Below are 16,710 nucleotides of genomic sequence, written 5' to 3'. Positions count from 1 at the left end.
TTTCACTTTACTGAATTCTGCTTTCAACTTCGCTGCAAATTTCTTCAGCAGTCATCCCGGAAGCTGTAATGACCGGTGCTTGTGTTACTGTATCGGCAATACCTTGCACATTGTTGTCTAGCCCTGTTACGACACAGCAGTCACAGCCTTTTGCATCTGCAGGACTTTTCATCATGACAACGTCATATCCTTTTTCTCTTAATGCAGCTTCTACATCTGATAACGACTGTTCAATTCCTATTTTTTTTGTCATAAAGAACACCTCCGTTAAATAGGGTGCTCATCATATGGCATTTTATTCTTTCCATTGTACTTAATTGGCATAAACAGAAAAATAACCTGTCATCACGTTAACCGCTGTTTCGATCGCATTTTCATCAGGATTCAGCTTCGCGTGATGGAGACCGTGCGCGGAATCAGCGCCGAGCCAGAACATGAAACCCGGGTATTTTTTCAGCATGTAGCCAAAATCCTCTCCTGTCATCGCTTCTTTTGCTTCGATTACTTGTGCCAATTTTTGCTCAGCAACAAAAGACATAAACTCCTCTGTGAGCCCGCTTGTATTGTAAACTTGGTGATACACAGACGGATACGTCACTTTTCCTTTACAGCGGAAGCCGATTTCGATTCCCTTTACTAAATCTTCGATCCGTTCCTTTACCTGCTTCATGGATTCTTCAGAAAGCGTGCGGATTGTGCCTTCCAGGTGAGCTGTTTGCGCAATAATATTTTGCGCGGAGCCGCCCGTAATCGTACCGATAGTAATCACAGCGCTGTCCAGCGGGTCTGTGTTTCTGGAGATGATCGTTTGCAATTGAGTAACGAGTGTGCTTGCCGCTACAACCATATCCTCAGCTAAGTGCGGATAAGCGGCATGCCCCCCTTTGCCTTCTAGGTCAATGACAAGCTCTGATGTATTCGCAAAAAGCAAACCGCTTTTTGTCGCGATGGTGCCGACCGGAAGCTCCGGAGCAATATGAAGCGCAGTGATGAGATCAGGCTGCCACTTTTTTAAGACGTCGCTCTCAAGCATCGGTTCCGCTCCGCCTGGCCCTTCCTCTGCCGGCTGAAATAAAAAGAGCAGATCATGCTTAACAGGGTGATGAACAAAGTGGTCGATGATGCCCAGCGCAACCGTCATATGCAAATCATGTCCGCAGGCGTGCATGTTGCCGTGATGCTCTGATGCGAACGGCAGGCCTGTCTGCTCTTTGATTGAAAGCGCGTCAATGTCCGCTCGGTATCCGAGCATTTTGTCCGGCGCTGTTCCGTTCACTTTCACAAAAAGTCCGGTTCTCCATTTTTCAATTTCAATTCTGTCTTTCGGATATTGCTCCAAGACGTTTAATAAATATTGCTGTGTTTTGAATTCCTGAAATCCAAGCTCGGGAATACGGTGCAGATCTCTGCGAATTGCAATGAGCTCCTCTTTCTTCATTTTCATTTCCTCCTGCCTATACGAATAAGGCGTGGATATATCATCCACGCCTTTTTGATCAAATCATTCCTTACAGCTGGCGTAATTCCTGCTTGATTTCGGTTTTGCCTTTTGTTTTCTCATCGATATCTTTGATTTTCTTAGCAGGTGTTCCCGCAACAACTGTGTATGGCTCAACATCGTTCACTACGATCGCTCCAGCAGCGACAACAGCTCCTTTACCGACTGTTACACCTTCGAGTACGACAGCATTTGCACCAATCACAACGTCGTCTTCAATGACAACCGGTTTAGCGGATGGCGGCTCAATAACGCCCGCAAGCACAGAACCCGCACCGATGTGACAGTTTTTACCGACAGTAGCTCGTCCGCCAAGAACAACGTTCATATCGATCATTGTACCTTCTCCGATAACTGATCCGATATTGATAGAAGCCCCCATCATGATGACTGCGTTATCGCCGATTTCAACTTGGTCGCGGATGATCGCACCCGGCTCGATGCGCGCTTTGACATCTTTAAGATCAAGCATAGGAATCGCAGAGTTGCGGCGGTCATTTTCTACCACGTAATCTTCGATTTTGCTTTGGTTTTCTTCAATTGCTGTTTTGATTTCGCTCCATTCACCGAAAACAACACCAGTGTTTCCGTTTAGAAAAGCTTTCGCAGATTCACCGAAATTGATTCCTTCCAGCTCACCTTTTACATAAACCTTTACAGGTGTAGATTTTGTGCTATTTTGAATAAATGAAATAATTTCATTTGCGTCCATCATTTTCATATGTATAGTCCTCCTCCTGATTTTCTACCTCATTACTGTATCAAAGGAAAGATACAAAGACAAGAAAAAAAGGAAACAGCCGCTCGGCAGTTCCCTTTGCATCTATCAGACAGCACAGCCGCTTTTTCTGGCAAATTGTCTGCCGAATTCCTTTAATACTTCTTCTTCTTCCCCTTCAGGATTCATTTCAACCTTTACGGAAGGAAGCACAATTTCGCCGCCTCGTTCTTTTATTTTCTCTTCAAGCGTATCTACAGCACCGCAGAAATATTCATATGCTGTATCACCGGAACCGAAAACGGCGCATGTTTTTCCGGTAAAGTCAAGGGCTTCCATTTCTTCGGCAAGGTCAAGAAATTCGTCAGGCAGATCACCGTCTCCCCATGTATAGGTTCCTAAGATGATATGTTCATAATCATTAAACAGCTCGGCATCATCAATGTCCATCGCTTCAAATCGATCTACTTCCGCTTCCGCCTCCTGAAGACCCTTTTCAATCAAATCAGCCATGGCTTCTGTGTTGCCTGACATCGTTGCGTAAACCAGCAAAATCTTCCCCAATTCCGTATTCCTCCTCTAATGAATCATTGCTGAAACTTCGTACGGCTGGACAAATTTACATTCATACAAGCCTGCACAAAAGAAATTTTCTTTTTGATTGGCGACTCTCCATCCATGACCTTTAATGGTATCGAACCATTTTAGCTCTCGGGCCTCAAGATCAGCCTGATAAATCCTCGAATAGCCATTTTCGTCTTGAGCCGTTGTGACATAAATAATGCCATCATCCTCTGAAATATCAAGAAACGATTCTTCTTTTTTGATCATGCTGGAATGTATCGTGACTTCTTCAGCCGTTAAAATATGTTGTGCAGTGACGGCTCCGCGCTTTCCTTTTGCAGAGCCCATTGCAGCAATCAGCCATTTTTCATCGAACACAAGCATGGATGCCGTCATACGGCTGTCTTCTTTTTTTACCATTCGGAGAGCGCCTTGTTTGAAATCGTAAGCCCAAATCCCTCCAAAACATTCGTGTATTTGTGTACCAATATAAAGATTCCCGCCATGCAGACACAGTGAACGGATAACAGGCGGATGTTCAAATTCCGCAAAGGGTTTGGCAACCCGCCACGAAATACCGAAGTCTTCTGATACATAAATGCAGTGCTTGCCATGGGCGCAAACAAATCCATCATTCCTGCCGGTAATCGACCACACTGTCGCATTTGTCGGGAAGCTCGACATCGTCCAGCTTTTCCCTTCGTCAGATGAACGAATGATCGTTCCCTTTTCACCGACACCGAATAAGTAAGGACCGATGTAACTGATGCAGTGTATTTTCGCTTTTAAACGAAAAAGCTTTTTCCAGCCTTGTTCCAAAGAATAATGAAAAATGCCTTCTCTTTTTACTGCCACAAAATAGCCAGAAAACGCCGATGCCGCAACAGCTGTCGCCCCTTTATGAAACATGGCTTTTTCCCTTGTTCATAAAGTCTGCCCATGCAAGAAAACCTCTTGCAAATTCTCTGCAGCTTTCCACGTCATCATCCGTTTCAGGGGCAAGCTCAATTTTAAGTGTTTCTTGATAGACAGCAGCTCCCGCCTCTTGCAGCATGTCACTGAACAAATTGACAGCTTCGCAAAACTTTGGATAAGAGTAATCCCCCGAGCCGAAGCAAGCTGTTTTCAAACCGTTCAGCTGGAGCTGCTGAACCTCTTCGAAAAAGTCCTCTGCTTCGTAAGGCAAATCGCCATCTCCCCATGTGTAGGTGCCAATGAGCACATAATCATAAGAAGTCAGAGCCGATGCCTCCGCGTCATCCATATCGATGCAATCAATGTCTAGACCATATTCCTGCAGCGTATCTTTTATAATTCCGGCAATGTCTTCGGTATTTCCTGACATGCTGGCATATGTAATCAAGGCTTTTGCCATGTTATCACCTCTTAATTGATAATGATTTTCAATATCATATGTATCACTTTAAATGATAATGATTTTCATTGTCAATATATATTAATAAAAAAAGACAGCCTTGTGCTGTCTTTTCTCTTAAAATGGGTGCTCTTGATCAAGCATCTCCTTTACAACTGAAACAAAAGCTTGAACTTGCTTCAGTTCAAAAGCAGGTTCATAGCCTAATAACCAGGTATCCCGCCCTATAGGGTTGCCTTTAACGTCTAACAGAGGCATTTTATTGACTTTGTCTTCGTTCTGAAGGGTAACAGACGGTAAAATCGCATATCCGATCCCGTGCAGCGCCATCTGTTTGCACGTTTCAATCTGATCAACCAATATAGTCTGTTTTGGCGACGTTTTAAATTTTTGATGCCACCAATGCTGAATCTCCTGAAAATAAGTGCTGTCGCTTTTAAATTGGATAAACGGCCGTTCTGTATGAGCAATATCTTCTATACAAGAGATTTCAGTGTCGACTAAATACAGATGGTCTGTCATTAAATAGTCTTTGCGGCCTTTCCACTCGGGGTTTCCTCTAATAATGCCAATATGAACCTGATCCTCATAAAGGCTTTTCAGCATTTCGCTGCTCCAGCCGGTAATGAGCGAGACCTTTGCATTCGGATACTTTTCCACATACGTTTTTAGAACTTTTGGAAGCCAATGCTGGCCGATGATGGAGGCGACGGCAAGCTTCAGTGTGCCGTGAATTTCCCCTTCGAGCTCATCGATATTTTCTCTAATTCTGTCCTGCTCTAACGTAACGTCATTCGCAAACTGAATGATTTTCTCTCCGGCCGGCGTTACTGTCAATCCTTTTTGGGATCTTAAAAATATCTTTGTCCCCCACGCCTTTTCAATGGTTTGTAAACGCTGAGATAAAGCCGGCTGGGATACAAAAAGCCGTTCCGCCGCCTTTCTCATATTTAACTCCTCAGCTAAAACTACGAGCATATGAAGCTCTTGAAGCTGCATGTCGTCCTCCTTTTTATTATCAATAAGTTTTTCTTATCTTCTATTCTAATAAAATCTTAGTTTATGATTCAAGTCCTTTTCACCCCAATTTATGTATGCGCTTTCTTTATTGCTCTGCAAATAGAATAAAAAATAGGCTGAGCAGCCTACTTGTTTAATGAGCGAATATGCTTATTCAATTCCTTCAAAACCACTCTTCTTGTGAAAATCCCCTCAAAGACCTGATCATCATTTTCAACGCAAACAAACCCGTTATCAATGACCATGCTGAACCCTTTGATAATCGGATCATTTATATGAAGACGCGGAATATCAGTCAGCATAACTTCCTCAACGGTAATTTGGTCAAGCTTTTCAAATTCAATTCTTTCAAGACCAAAAATGCTGTTCATGATCATATTGGTACCTATTAAGCCGTGTAAACGATATGACGCATCCAGCACCGGGATGGCTGTGTACCCTGTTTTTGTCAGCACTAATAAAGCGTGCTCCAGGTTGTTCCCAACTTGAACGTGCGCTACTTTGTCCGCCTCAATCATAAATTGTCCGACTGTTGCCTCAAGAAGCTGATCTGATTGCAAGCTTATCATGTTTTCGACCCCTTTTCATTTTCATCAACACATACATTCCCTATACTACAATAATATAAACTTTATCAGTATTTGTCGAAAAGTTTCCTTCAATAAAAAAGATACTCTTTGGAGGAGTATCAATTATAAGGTGTGCCATTAATTTTCAAATCGAAATCGGTCGTATAGCGTTACAAGTTTTTTGTAGGTGGTTCCGTCAACGTTTTTGGTTCCTGTCTCTATATCGTTGATCTCACTGCTTAAAAGCTCGATAGCATACTCATGATTGATCAGGATATTCAGCAGAAGTTTTTGTTCTTCTTCTGTAAATCGTTCACCGATAAGACTCATTCGTAATCAGGCCCCCTGTTTTATACTGAATACCTCTGAAAGCAAGAAAACTTACTTTCAGCTCTACCGCTAGAATAAGTAATCAGAAAACAATCGTCAACCGCATAATTCGACATTTCCCTCGGCTTGCGAGCCGGAATTATTTTGTAAAACGATTTGCATAGCTGAAGGCTGTGTATGAATCCGGTTTGATTTTAGCCTCAATCCCCATTGAAGTTATGCGCCCTGTCATTTCTTGAATCAGTTCTTTTGTAAGCCCTTTTTTCCCAATATCCAAGTGAACCTCAAATGTAAGATCCGCCCCTTCGCCTGTAAAAGGCAGGAGCAGATCGGTAATATCCATCAAGTGTCCATCCAGAATATAGGCGGCTGTTTCTTGACTGTACGCCGTTTCTAACGAAATCTTTTCACGAAGGCTATGTATGGGTCTGTCGACTGCGTGGTTTTTCAAGCAGCCCCAAGCTCCCTTGCCTGTACGATGCAAATGTAATGCAGTAATAAACTTTGTGTAATCACGATAAACCTGTGAATCGGTTCCGATCGATAACACATATGAAGAACGGGGATCCCTTCGAATAAAGGCTTTAAGCCGCTCCATCACATCTTGAAAGGTCATCTGTGCTTCTGAAAGATTATAAAACAGAAAAGAATCGGCCATGACGACACTCCTTTTCAAGGATTTACAACCATGAAACAAGTATGTTCCTTACCGTTTATTTCGATTACATGCTGCAAAGCGAAAGCTTGTTTCCCCTATATCAAGAGTCTTACTGCAGAAGTTCAAAGATTTCGATTGAAACCATGTCGATATTATCAAACGGATATGTGTTCGGCTTTTCACCTTTTTGGAAAACCGTCAGTTCAAACGTTTGATTTTTTTCGAAATATTTAACACTGCATATTTTCTCACCATTTACTTCGAAGTAGCGCTGCATTGGCTCGTTAGCCGCTTCCGCCGTTTCTTGCAGACTTTGCAGCCGTGTGATGATACCCATTAATTGTGACATTCTAAAAAAAGACTCCTTTCAAAAAACAACTTCAAATCAACAAGTATTTATTATAATACAAGTTCTATTGAGCATCATACCATAAAGTCGGACAGGATGGCATTTTCCCAGCTGAATTTAAGAAAAGAAAAAAAGTGAAAAAACTATTTTTACGTAGTTTGAGGCTTTTTTTGGAATGTCATACACACAATTAAGATTTTTTTGATATTCCGGCAGAATCCAACAGCCTTTTTGCAATTTCGTCAAAATCCTCTTTTGAAATCCCGGGAGCAAATTCCTCCGGCACTTCTCTGAAATCAGGAACGGGCGCTCCCTTAGGGCTCCCCTCAATGACATGAAGCTCACTGCCGTCTATCGGATGCTCACCTTTCCAGATTTTATTGATATCCTTGTAATCCGTATCACTGAATGTATACAGCTTCGTATGAATTCCCTGCTCTTCGAATTTTCTGGCTGTATCAAAATGTTTATTATCAAGGTTCGGGATCGGAAGCATTTTGCCGATATTTACGCCAGTCGCAATCTCAAGCGCTTTGGCATACGCCACGATATGAACGCCGCCGCGCACGAGCAAATAACCGATCATTTCTCTGGCCACCGGATGATCAGTCATTTCATACACTCTCATTTTGTGAGTTCGGGCGCCGCATTCCAGGAAAAAGTTATGGAGCAAATCCAGCACCAGATTTCCGCTGTTAAACACATTTTCACCGGTCCAGGCTTTCCCCATCGAATCAAACGGATAAGACGTTTGAGCCGTTTCAATAAAATGCTGGGAATTTCGTTTATTTTTTGCATCTCTCATCGGTGTAACGTCGGGATCACCTTTAAATGTCGAACCTGTCAGCATTAAGGATATCGTATTAGACACAAGCTCAACATGGCCGAATTCTTCAGCGGTAATGCTTGATACGAGATCGTAAAACGGTTTTAATTTTTTCTTGCTGCGAAAGTTAAAGGACTGGAACATATAATTATTGAGAGTGGACATTTCACCAAATTTGCCGCCTAACAGCTCTTGAACCGCCGCTGCCGCATTTGGGTCAGGATGTTCTGGGGTTGGAAGGTCAATAAGCAGTCTGTTGCTCCTTTTGAACATGTTTTTACCTCCTAGTGCCGTTGTTTACCACTAATAAGGTTTATTGTTTCTATGGATTGTCTTATTCGTTGACAAATAAAAAACTTGGCGGGGGTAGCGCCAAGCTTTTCGGATCTTGATCTGATAGAGGGGTTGGGGAACAGAGAGTAGCTTCTCTCTATAATTAAATGATAATGATTCTCAGTATCAATGTCAATCGTTTTTTGATATTTTTTTCAATTCATAAAAAAAACGGCTCTTCAGCCGTTTAAATCAATCCATCCTGCTCATATAAATAAGAATACGGCAGGTCTATAAATAAATATATTTGATCATCCATCGGATATGAAAACGTTCTGATCATTTCGCCTGTTTCCAAATCGCTGTACAAATCACTGAAAAACCCTTTTCTGAGGTTTCTCATTCTCATAATGTTCTCCAGAAAATAAGGACGCCAGCTCCAGTTCTTCTCCGTATACTCCGGCTGATAAATCCATTCTCCGTCTTGTTTAAAAACATTTCCAGTCAGCTGATCGCCTTCTCCATCACAGATATAAATTCTAAAGCTGCAATCCGTCAGCTCTTCCGCCAGCTTTTTAATAAAATCATCATCCGGGGACTGGCTGTTTTTCCGCAATGATGTAACAGCTTGGTGCACCCGTTTGTAAAACTGTTCAGAGTGCTCATAGACGGTTTCTAGTTTCTTTTTCTCATGAGTGATAAATTGGTGAAATTCAGTCTTAAGTCTTCGCTTCAATACATCTCTCTCTAAAAACGTTTCTGACGGGGACACCAAATAATAGCCCTGAAAATAGCGGCCGCCGTTTCTCCATGCGTATTGAAGCTGAAAATTCGCCTCAATATCTTCGTAAAGCAGCGCCGCACCGATTTTTCTTGCTAATAATGAAATGCTGTACAGCACATGCTCATAAGACGGAGATGGCTGTGAGATTTTCAGCGCCTGTAAATCGATTTTTAACAAATCTGGCGATAGCAGCGCAATTCTGTCCAGATTGCTGCTTTCTTTTCCGATATTATCAACTGCAATTTTGATTCCGTATGTACGATAGTAGGCAAGCATATGGTAAAGCTGCTCAATGTCCCCTTCAAAATTGTGCTCCGTAATTTCAAGCACGAAACGATGAAGTTCGATCCCTCTCGCTTCATATTCTTTCAGAAGCTCAAGAAAGCTTTCGCCGTGATCAAGCATTAAAAGATTGGCATCCTGATTCATAAAAATCAGCAGATCAGAATCCGCTTCTAAAAAGCGGTCAAGAGCCTGACGGATGATTCTGTTATCAACCTCTAATTTATATTCTTCGGGTATCCCCGCATCTAAAAAAAAGGGTCCGAGACTTTGAATTTCTGAATCTGCCAATATACGTCCCAGCACCTCATATCCGACGATTTTCTGCTCCTCGGCACTGAAGATCGCCTGGTAATATGGGAGGACATCATCAATGTTCGTTAAAATATCAAGTGGATCCAACATGTTATCACCTGCTTCTCTATCTTTGTCTGATTATACCACATTGAATCCAAAGTTTAATATGCTTTAAAACGGATAAGGATTCAGCCATTGCCCCCCATCCAGAGTGACACATTCCCCATTCATATAGGACGCTTCATCAGAAAGCATAAACGCGGCCAAAGCGGCGATTTCCTCGGGTGTGCCAAGACGGCCGAGCGGCACACTGTTCAGCGTGCGGGCCTTCGCTTTTTCCGATTCAAATAGCTTCTCTGCACCGCCTGTTCGTTCAATTGGACCGGGTGCAATCGCGTTTGTGCGGATTCCGTATTGACTGCCCCACTCTACGGCAAGAGTTCTAGTGAGCGACAATACGCCAGCTTTTGCCGCAGCGGAATGAACAACCCCCGCTCCCGCTCCCCACGCATATGTGGCGGCCATATTTAAAATAACACCCCTCTGCTGATGCTCAATCCAGTGCTTGGCTGCGGCTTGGCTGCAAAAAAACGTACCATTTAATACAATCTCAATTACCGCTTTCCATCCATTGGGCGTGAGCTTTTCTGCCGGACAAATAAAATTGCCGGCCGCATTATTAATAAGTGCATCAAGACGCCCAAACACACGTAACACTTCTGCAGCCATTTGTGCTGCCCCAGAATCAGAACGGACATCCATTTGAAAACAGGCAACTTGGCCCTCAAAGGTTTCAATTTCTTTTTTTGTTTCTTCAAGTGCTTCATGGTTCCGCCCTGTTATCATGACATTCCAGCCTAATTCGGCCTGTTTTTTTGCCATTGCTTTTCCCATGCCGCTTGACCCGCCGGTAATAATAACAACCTTTTTTTCCATTGTATGATCCCTCCTGTTATGAATGAGTATTCATTCAATATTATTCTATCATTATATGCCAGCTGCTGTCAGCACATGCTGAGATGAGATTTTTTCAAGTTACAGGTGATATAATAGAAAAACTCTACTAAAGGTTGGTTTGAAATGAAAAAGATGTCCAGAAGACAATTTTTAAAAGGAACGCTCGGCGTTTTTGCGGCCGGGGTTTTAACGGCCAGCGGGGGATATGGCTATGCCCGCTATCTGGAACCGCATATGATTGAGACTACTAAACACACGATTAAAAGCTCTCTCATTCCCCATGGATTTGACGGTTTTAAAATCGTGCAGTTCAGTGATACACATTTAAGCGATTATTTTACGCTTGAAGACTTTAGAACTGTCATCCTGACGATCAATGAAACTAAGCCTGATTTAATTGTTTTTACCGGGGATATTATCGATAACCCTGATACGTATCAACATTATCAGGCAGTGATTCCTTTTTTGAGAAAGCTGCAAGCACCCTTCGGCAAGTTTTGTGTTTACGGCAATCATGATCACGGCGGCTATGGAACCGATGCTTATAAAAGCCTGATGTCATCAGGAGGTTTTACGGTATTCCGCAACGCCTATCAAAAATTGGCGCTCACAGACGGCAGCGAAATTGAGATCGCTGCGCTCGATGATTTAATGCTCGGCAAGCCCGATTATGAAGGCACCCTATCGAAACTAAGCGAGAGGCTGTTTTCCATTTTGCTCGTCCATGAGCCTGATGCTGCCTTGAATACAAAAACATATCCTGTCAATCTGCAGCTATCCGGACACACACACGGCGGGCAGATCCAGCTGCCCTTCTACGGACCGCTTATTACGCCTCCGTACGGAAAAGTCTATACCGAAGGAATGTACCAAACAGGCGACACTCATATTTATGTGAACCGCGGCCTCGGGATGACGAGACTGCCTTTGCGATTTCTGGCTAAACCTGAAATCACAGTCTTTACATTAAAAAGCACAACTTAATGTAGCAGAATGGGTTCCTCATCAATACTTATAAATAAAAAAGGGAGGATGAGGAAACTGCTTACGTACCAGATTAAACAAGGCGATACACTCACCAGCATCGCGGCCGATTTCAGAATCAGCACCGCTGCTTTGATTCAAGCCAACCCTTCGCTGCAATCAGGAGTTATCGCCGGACAGCGCATTGTCATCCCCGGTCTGCCGGACCCAAATACGATCCCATATCATATTGCAGTCTCTATTGGGGCTAAAACCCTTACTTTGTACCAAAATAATCAGGTAATAAAAACTTATCCGATCGCCGTCGGTAAAATATTGACACAAACACCAACTGGCGAGTTCTATATTATTAACCGCCAACGCAATCCCGGCGGCCCATTTGGCGCTTATTGGCTGAGCCTTTCAAGGCAGCACTATGGAATACACGGAACGAATAATCCCGCTTCGATTGGCAAGGCTGTGTCTAAAGGCTGTATCCGCATGCATAACAAAGATGTTCTAGAACTCGCTTCAATTGTGCCAAACGGAACAAGAGTCATGATTAACCGGTAATGTTTTCTTATTTGTTTCAAAAACAGGCGGTTTATAATATGATAAAGTGGGACCTTTAGGGTAAGGAGCGTTTTTATGGATATATTTAAAAATCGTAATTTTGTTCGTCTATTTTTCGCAGCACTCGCTTCTCAAATGGGCACGACAGTAGGCAACATGGCATTTGCTTTTTTCTTGCTGGACCGCTTCAGCAGCCAGCCTTCTTATACAACCTTGGCTGAACTGATGTATTCCCTTCCTACAGTATTTGTGTTTTTGCTTGTGGGAGTCGTTGCGGACCGGTTTGACAGAAAAAAAGTCGCGGAAAACTGTGATTGGATCAGAGCCGCCCTGACTGTCGTACTTTTTTTCACTTTATTTACCGGCAATATTCCTCTTGTTTTCTGTATTTTGTTTGTCAGAAGCGCTGTAACCAAGTTTTTCTTTCCTGCAGAAAACAGTTTAGTACAAGCCATCCTGCCGAAGGAGCATTATGCGAAAGCGGCTGGGCTTAATCAGATGCTTTTTAGTATCTTTATGGTATTTGGCGTTGGAATCGGTGCTTTTATGTATAACACAATCGGAATTCATGGAGCGATTATTCTTGATTTTGTCAGCTTTATTATTTCCGGCCTGCTTATCCGCACCTGCCGGATTCCGAAAGAAGCCAGACAGCCGAACGGCACATTTAACTGGAGACAAGCTTCCGTCAAGGATTCGATAAACGATTTTAAGGAAGGCATTGTCTACATTTTAAAAAACAAGCTGCTGGCCTCTCTTATTTTCGGTTTCTTTGTTTTTGGTTTTGTGAACGGAGGATTTGCAGTATTGCCAATGTTTACAATGAAGTATGGACTGGCCCCCGACCGTTATGAATGGCATACATCCGTTTTTACGATCGCAATCGGGTTTGGGCTTTTGGCAGGAAGTGTGATCGGCACGTTAATCTCTAAAAAAGTGAAGCCTCATTTTTTAATGTCGGTGCCGATTTTAATTGCGGGCTTGCTGATTTTTGTCCTTGGCTACACCAAAGTTTTATGGGTGTACTACGCGACTACTTTTATACTGGGGATGTGCATCGGTCCGGTAAACATCGCCATTGGGGGATGGATGCCTAAGATTGTCCATCCGAAGCTGATGGGACGTGTAAGCGGCTGGCAAGATCCTTTTATGATGTTTGCGCAGTCTTTGACACTTGGCTTAGTGGCGCTGTTATTCCCTAAGTTTGTATCAAACATCGATTATCTGTATTACGGCATGGGCGTTTTCATCTTAGCTGTTTTCATTTTCTATTTTGTCGCACTGCCAAAATACAGTGCGCAGGCTGTGGAAGTGAATGTACAGGAAACATTTCAGGCTCAGCCGAAAAAGAAAGCAAAATCTGTATAATATAAGTTGAAAATGCGCTTTTTTTCCATAGAAAAAGCGCATTTTTGCATTCAATATTTGCATTTCAACCTTAAAAAAGTATAATCTAATCATAAGAAATTTGATAAGAGCAAAGGAGAGAAATAATGGACGACCATGCATACTCGAAAGATCTGCAGCCAACCGTAGAAAATCTTTCAAAAGCAGTTTACACTGTGAACCGCCATGCAAAAACCGCCCCCAACCCTAAATACCTATATCTGCTGAAAAAACGGGCTTTGCAAAAGCTTGTCAAAGAAGGTAAAGGAAAGAAAATAGGGCTTCATTTTTCAAAAAATCCAAGGTTCAGCCAACAGCAATCGGACGTGCTTATCTCAATCGGAGACTACTATTTTCACATGCCTCCAACTAAAGAAGACTTCGAACATCTTCCGCATTTAGGTACACTTAATCAGTCGTACCGAAATCCAAAAGCTCAAATGTCTTTAACAAAAGCAAAACACCTATTGCAAAAATACGTCGGCATGAAAGAAAAGCCGCTTGTGACGAATCGCCAGCAGCCCGCTTATCATAAGCCTGTCTTTAAGAAACTCGGCGAGAGTTATTTTTAATAAAAAAAGCCGATGCCACTTATGGCATCCGGCTTTTTTTTATTAATCGATCACATACGTATCCACTTTTTTAATCAGATCGCTGATTTCCGGCTTGCTGATTTGCTCATCGGCGCCGACCACTTCTCCCCGGTGACGCAAATCATCTGTAATTAATGATGAGAAAATCATTATCGGCACATCAGAACTCTTCGGATTGTCTTTAAGCAGCTTTGTCAGCCTGTGTCCGTCCATTTTCGGCATTTCAATATCACTGATGATCATATCGATTTGTTCTGTTAAATCATTGCCGCTTTCGGTAAGGTTCATGATATAGTCATATGCATCTTTTCCATTCTCAAACGCTGTAATATTGTTGTATCCAGCTTCGGTTAATTCATCTTTTAAAAGGCGCATCAGAAGCGGTGAGTCTTCTACAATGATAAGCTTTTTATCAGTTCTTCTTTCATCAAAGCCCTCGGTATGCATATTGTACGTATCAACACCTGAGTCTGATTCGATATCATAGATGATTTTTTCATAATCAGGCAAAAAGATCATCGTTTCTTCCAGTTTGATAATCCCTGTGAGGTGCCGCTCCATTCCTTGATTTAGAGAAGTCGGTTTTTCAATTGCTTCCCATGAAACCCTGTGAATTTGAGAAACAGACCCGACATGGAAAACAATTTTTCGCTTATTAAATTCAGTTACGATATACTTCTCGTCTTTTGATCCCTCAGGCTCCACCCCGAAAAAGGAAAACAGGCTGATGACTGGGAGAATTTCTCCTCTTAGTTTAATCATTCCTTCTACATGCTGGTGGGAGTGAGGCACTGATGTGACCTCGACAGGCTGAATAATCTCTCTCACTTTCATGACGTTAATGCCGAAAGCATTGCCACCAACGCCAAACTTCACAATTTCTAATTCATTTGTACCAGAATCCAATAAAATTTCGTATTGTTGTAACGACAATTCAATCCCTCGCTATTCGCATTCAGTATTGTACTGTATATATCGGCGAAAATTATAAAAAATGAATGGTGAGGCTCTTCAAAATCCTATTCTGGCGACAGTTATGCTGATAACCAAAAAAAAAGAAACTTTTTTCCTAATGACCATTGACTTTCCAAATGACAGTGATAAAATAGTCAAGGATTTTTCCAAAGAAGGGTGTAAATAATGGGTACTTTAGTAATATTTAAAGAAAATGAAATGACTGTTTTAGAGGATATCAGTGAAGAGACTTATCTTCATATGAAGAAAGAATCTGCTGATCTTCAAGAAGAGCATCCCCCGTACATGATTTGGCACGAAGACCTTCATTTTGACTATGGTTATTGATGAAATTGGCACATATAAACAATAATAGAACATGATACAATAAAGACAATCAAATCGCTGGTTGTCTTCTTTTTTTCTGAGAAGGAAGGTATGTTTAGTAAATAGGCGCATACAATCGAAATATATCGGTTAAAAAGGTGACAAATGGCCAGCTAGTGGTAAAATAGGAGAAACTCATTATATATATTAAGGTGATGAATTATGGAACATTTGCTGAATCCGAAAGCCAGAGAGATTGAAATTTCAGGAATACGCAAATTCTCAAATCTTGTATCTCAACACGAAAATGTCATTTCACTTACGATCGGCCAGCCTGATTTTTTCACGCCGCATCATGTGAAAGCTGCCGCAAAAAAAGCCATTGATGACAACGTTACGTCATACACTCCAAATGCCGGCTACCTGGAATTGAGACAAGCTGTTCAGCTTTATATGAAGAAAAAAGCAGACTTCAACTATGAAGCTGAAAGCGAAATAATGATCACAACAGGAGCGAGCCAAGCCATTGATGCAGCATTCCGCACCATTCTGTCTCCCGGCGATGAAGTCATTATGCCAGGTCCGATATACCCGGGTTATGAACCTATTATCAATTTATGCGGTGCCAAGCCTGTCATTGTTGACACGACGTCTCACGGGTTTAAACTCACAGCCCGGCTGATTGAAGAAGCTCTGACTCCCAATACCAAGTGTGTCGTGCTTCCTTATCCGTCAAACCCTACCGGTGTGACATTATCTGAAGAAGAGCTGAAAAGCATCGCGGCTCTATTAAAAGGCAGAAATGTCTTCGTATTGTCAGACGAAATATACAGCGAATTAACATATGACAGACCGCACCATTCGATTGCAACACATTTGCGGGATCAAACCATTGTCATTAACGGCTTGTCAAAGTCCCACAGCATGACGGGATGGAGAATCGGATTTTTATTCGCTCCGAAAGACATAGCAAAACACATTTTAAAGGTTCATCAATACAATGTGTCATGTGCGTCCTCTATTTCTCAAAAGGCAGCGCTTGAAGCTGTGACTAACGGATTTGACGACGCCCTGATCATGAGAGAGCAGTACAAAAAACGGCTCGATTATGTGTATGACCGCCTCGTGTCGATGGGTCTTGATGTCGTAAAACCGTCTGGCGCATTTTATATTTTTCCTTCTATTAAATCCTTTGGGATGTCTTCGTTTGACTTTAGTATGGCTCTTTTGGAGGACGCTGGTGTAGCGCTTGTGCCTGGCAGCTCGTTCTCAGCGTTTGGTGAAGGATATGTAAGGCTGTCTTTTGCATACTCGCTGGACACATTAAGAGAAGGATTAGATCGTTTAGAATTATTTGTACTAAAGAAAAGGGAATCGATGCAGACGATATAAACAACGGCGTTTAAGCCGTTGT

20 protein-coding genes and 1 pseudogene are annotated in these 16,710 nt (G+C 42.3%); 6 read left to right on the top strand and 15 right to left on the bottom strand.

Going from position 1 to position 16,710, the window contains the following annotated elements; translation table 11 throughout:
• Nucleotides 1-7 precede the first annotated feature (7 nt).
• From NYE43_RS07710 to fadH, 14 genes are all read right to left on the bottom strand, one after another.
• Nucleotides 8-253: a YkuS family protein gene (locus NYE43_RS07710; protein ID WP_010334064.1), complete on the bottom strand. Its 246-nt coding sequence runs from the start codon at nt 251-253 to the stop codon at nt 8-10.
• Nucleotides 254-313: 60 nt separating this feature from the next.
• On the bottom strand, nt 314-1,438 hold the full coding sequence (locus tag NYE43_RS07705; protein ID WP_341061484.1) for an N-acetyldiaminopimelate deacetylase: 1,125 nt from the start codon (nt 1,436-1,438) through the stop codon (nt 314-316).
• 70 nt (nt 1,439-1,508) lie between these two features.
• Nucleotides 1,509-2,219 carry a 2,3,4,5-tetrahydropyridine-2,6-dicarboxylate N-acetyltransferase gene (gene dapD, locus NYE43_RS07700; RefSeq protein WP_024121226.1) on the bottom strand — a complete coding sequence of 237 codons (711 nt, stop codon included), beginning with the start codon at nt 2,217-2,219 and terminating at the stop codon, nt 1,509-1,511.
• A 105-nt stretch (nt 2,220-2,324) separates the two neighbouring features.
• Nucleotides 2,325-2,780 (bottom strand): flavodoxin, encoded by a 456-nt coding sequence (locus NYE43_RS07695; RefSeq protein ID WP_024121225.1) that lies wholly within the window; start codon nt 2,778-2,780, stop codon nt 2,325-2,327.
• Nucleotides 2,781-2,795: 15 nt separating this feature from the next.
• Nucleotides 2,796-3,689 carry a WD40/YVTN/BNR-like repeat-containing protein gene (locus NYE43_RS07690; RefSeq protein ID WP_341061481.1) on the bottom strand — a complete coding sequence of 298 codons (894 nt, stop codon included), beginning with the start codon at nt 3,687-3,689 and terminating at the stop codon, nt 2,796-2,798.
• Nucleotides 3,679-4,155 carry a flavodoxin gene (locus tag NYE43_RS07685; RefSeq protein WP_024121223.1) on the bottom strand — a complete coding sequence of 159 codons (477 nt, stop codon included), beginning with the start codon at nt 4,153-4,155 and terminating at the stop codon, nt 3,679-3,681. Before NYE43_RS07685 ends, NYE43_RS07690 begins: the two co-directional genes overlap by 11 nt.
• Before the next feature lie 117 nt (nt 4,156-4,272).
• Entirely contained in the window at nt 4,273-5,154 is an 882-nt protein-coding gene (ccpC, locus tag NYE43_RS07680) for a transcriptional regulator CcpC (protein ID WP_044156069.1), read from the bottom strand.
• 146 nt (nt 5,155-5,300) lie between these two features.
• Nucleotides 5,301-5,744 (bottom strand): cyclic-di-AMP-binding protein CbpB, encoded by a 444-nt coding sequence (gene cbpB, locus NYE43_RS07675; RefSeq protein WP_024121221.1) that lies wholly within the window; start codon nt 5,742-5,744, stop codon nt 5,301-5,303.
• A 138-nt stretch (nt 5,745-5,882) separates the two neighbouring features.
• Nucleotides 5,883-6,074 carry an AbrB antirepressor AbbA gene (abbA, locus tag NYE43_RS07670; RefSeq protein ID WP_003218673.1) on the bottom strand — a complete coding sequence of 64 codons (192 nt, stop codon included), beginning with the start codon at nt 6,072-6,074 and terminating at the stop codon, nt 5,883-5,885.
• Nucleotides 6,075-6,213: 139 nt separating this feature from the next.
• Nucleotides 6,214-6,732: a ribonuclease H-like YkuK family protein gene (locus NYE43_RS07665; RefSeq protein WP_024121220.1), complete on the bottom strand. Its 519-nt coding sequence runs from the start codon at nt 6,730-6,732 to the stop codon at nt 6,214-6,216.
• A gap of 109 nt (nt 6,733-6,841) precedes the next feature.
• Complete coding sequence (locus NYE43_RS07660; protein ID WP_003218671.1) at nt 6,842-7,081, bottom strand: YkuJ family protein; 240 nt, start codon at nt 7,079-7,081, stop codon at nt 6,842-6,844.
• Between the two features lie 190 nt (nt 7,082-7,271).
• Nucleotides 7,272-8,180 carry a manganese catalase family protein gene (locus NYE43_RS07655; RefSeq protein WP_103671621.1) on the bottom strand — a complete coding sequence of 303 codons (909 nt, stop codon included), beginning with the start codon at nt 8,178-8,180 and terminating at the stop codon, nt 7,272-7,274.
• 247 nt (nt 8,181-8,427) lie between these two features.
• A complete protein-coding gene (locus NYE43_RS07650; protein WP_024121218.1) occupies nt 8,428-9,651 on the bottom strand; it encodes an EAL domain-containing protein in 1,224 nt (407 codons plus the stop codon).
• A 63-nt stretch (nt 9,652-9,714) separates the two neighbouring features.
• Nucleotides 9,715-10,479 carry a 2,4-dienoyl-CoA reductase gene (gene fadH / locus NYE43_RS07645; protein WP_024121215.1) on the bottom strand — a complete coding sequence of 255 codons (765 nt, stop codon included), beginning with the start codon at nt 10,477-10,479 and terminating at the stop codon, nt 9,715-9,717.
• 144 nt (nt 10,480-10,623) lie between these two features.
• Here fadH and NYE43_RS07640 point away from each other — a divergent pair, with 144 nt between their 5' ends.
• The 4 genes from NYE43_RS07640 to NYE43_RS07625 all read left to right on the top strand — a co-directional run bounded on the left by NYE43_RS07640 (nt 10,624) and on the right by NYE43_RS07625 (nt 13,994).
• Nucleotides 10,624-11,484, top strand: coding sequence for a metallophosphoesterase (locus tag NYE43_RS07640; protein WP_024121214.1), 861 nt, complete (start codon nt 10,624-10,626; stop codon nt 11,482-11,484).
• 57 nt (nt 11,485-11,541) lie between these two features.
• Nucleotides 11,542-12,036, top strand: coding sequence for a L,D-transpeptidase family protein (locus NYE43_RS07635; RefSeq protein ID WP_081638296.1), 495 nt, complete (start codon nt 11,542-11,544; stop codon nt 12,034-12,036).
• Nucleotides 12,037-12,111: 75 nt separating this feature from the next.
• Complete coding sequence (locus NYE43_RS07630; RefSeq protein WP_024121212.1) at nt 12,112-13,404, top strand: MFS transporter; 1,293 nt, start codon at nt 12,112-12,114, stop codon at nt 13,402-13,404.
• 125 nt (nt 13,405-13,529) lie between these two features.
• Entirely contained in the window at nt 13,530-13,994 is a 465-nt protein-coding gene (locus NYE43_RS07625; RefSeq protein ID WP_024121211.1) for a YkyB family protein, read from the top strand.
• A 42-nt stretch (nt 13,995-14,036) separates the two neighbouring features.
• Here NYE43_RS07625 and cheV read toward each other — a convergent pair whose 3' ends face one another.
• Nucleotides 14,037-14,948: a chemotaxis protein CheV gene (cheV, locus tag NYE43_RS07620; protein WP_024121210.1), complete on the bottom strand. Its 912-nt coding sequence runs from the start codon at nt 14,946-14,948 to the stop codon at nt 14,037-14,039.
• A gap of 207 nt (nt 14,949-15,155) precedes the next feature.
• Between cheV and NYE43_RS07615 the strand changes: the two genes are divergently transcribed.
• Both NYE43_RS07615 and NYE43_RS07610 read left to right on the top strand, forming a co-directional pair.
• A complete protein-coding gene (locus NYE43_RS07615) occupies nt 15,156-15,317 on the top strand; it encodes a hypothetical protein (RefSeq protein WP_003238943.1) in 162 nt (53 codons plus the stop codon).
• Nucleotides 15,318-15,518: 201 nt separating this feature from the next.
• Nucleotides 15,519-16,702 (top strand): annotated as a pseudogene (locus NYE43_RS07610) (aminotransferase A).
• Nucleotides 16,703-16,710: the final 8 nt, after the last annotated feature.

Origin of the sequence: Bacillus sp. FSL R5-0434, from assembly GCF_038004745.1 — a bacterium.
GTDB classification, from domain to species: domain Bacteria; phylum Bacillota; class Bacilli; order Bacillales; family Bacillaceae; genus Bacillus; species Bacillus halotolerans.
This window is presented reverse-complemented; position numbering and strand designations above follow the sequence as displayed.

What these genes read in the sequence shown, in the direction of transcription:
- NYE43_RS07710 (WP_010334064.1), bottom strand. Translation starts at nt 253, where the DNA reads ATGACAAAAAAAATAGGAATTGAACAGTCGTTATCAGATGTAGAAGCT.
- NYE43_RS07705 (WP_341061484.1), bottom strand. Translation starts at nt 1,438, where the DNA reads ATGAAGAAAGAGGAGCTCATTGCAATTCGCAGAGATCTGCACCGTATT.
- dapD (WP_024121226.1), bottom strand. Translation starts at nt 2,219, where the DNA reads ATGAAAATGATGGACGCAAATGAAATTATTTCATTTATTCAAAATAGC.
- NYE43_RS07690 (WP_341061481.1), bottom strand. Translation starts at nt 3,689, where the DNA reads ATGTTTCATAAAGGGGCGACAGCTGTTGCGGCATCGGCGTTTTCTGGC.
- NYE43_RS07685 (WP_024121223.1), bottom strand. Translation starts at nt 4,155, where the DNA reads ATGGCAAAAGCCTTGATTACATATGCCAGCATGTCAGGAAATACCGAA.
- ccpC (WP_044156069.1), bottom strand. Translation starts at nt 5,154, where the DNA reads ATGCAGCTTCAAGAGCTTCATATGCTCGTAGTTTTAGCTGAGGAGTTA.
- cbpB (WP_024121221.1), bottom strand. Translation starts at nt 5,744, where the DNA reads ATGATAAGCTTGCAATCAGATCAGCTTCTTGAGGCAACAGTCGGACAA.
- abbA (WP_003218673.1), bottom strand. Translation starts at nt 6,074, where the DNA reads ATGAGTCTTATCGGTGAACGATTTACAGAAGAAGAACAAAAACTTCTG.
- NYE43_RS07665 (WP_024121220.1), bottom strand. Translation starts at nt 6,732, where the DNA reads ATGGCCGATTCTTTTCTGTTTTATAATCTTTCAGAAGCACAGATGACC.
- NYE43_RS07660 (WP_003218671.1), bottom strand. Translation starts at nt 7,081, where the DNA reads ATGTCACAATTAATGGGTATCATCACACGGCTGCAAAGTCTGCAAGAA.
- NYE43_RS07655 (WP_103671621.1), bottom strand. Translation starts at nt 8,180, where the DNA reads ATGTTCAAAAGGAGCAACAGACTGCTTATTGACCTTCCAACCCCAGAA.
- NYE43_RS07650 (WP_024121218.1), bottom strand. Translation starts at nt 9,651, where the DNA reads ATGTTGGATCCACTTGATATTTTAACGAACATTGATGATGTCCTCCCA.
- fadH (WP_024121215.1), bottom strand. Translation starts at nt 10,479, where the DNA reads ATGGAAAAAAAGGTTGTTATTATTACCGGCGGGTCAAGCGGCATGGGA.
- NYE43_RS07640 (WP_024121214.1), top strand. Translation starts at nt 10,624, where the DNA reads ATGAAAAAGATGTCCAGAAGACAATTTTTAAAAGGAACGCTCGGCGTT.
- NYE43_RS07630 (WP_024121212.1), top strand. Translation starts at nt 12,112, where the DNA reads ATGGATATATTTAAAAATCGTAATTTTGTTCGTCTATTTTTCGCAGCA.
- NYE43_RS07625 (WP_024121211.1), top strand. Translation starts at nt 13,530, where the DNA reads ATGGACGACCATGCATACTCGAAAGATCTGCAGCCAACCGTAGAAAAT.
- NYE43_RS07615 (WP_003238943.1), top strand. Translation starts at nt 15,156, where the DNA reads ATGGGTACTTTAGTAATATTTAAAGAAAATGAAATGACTGTTTTAGAG.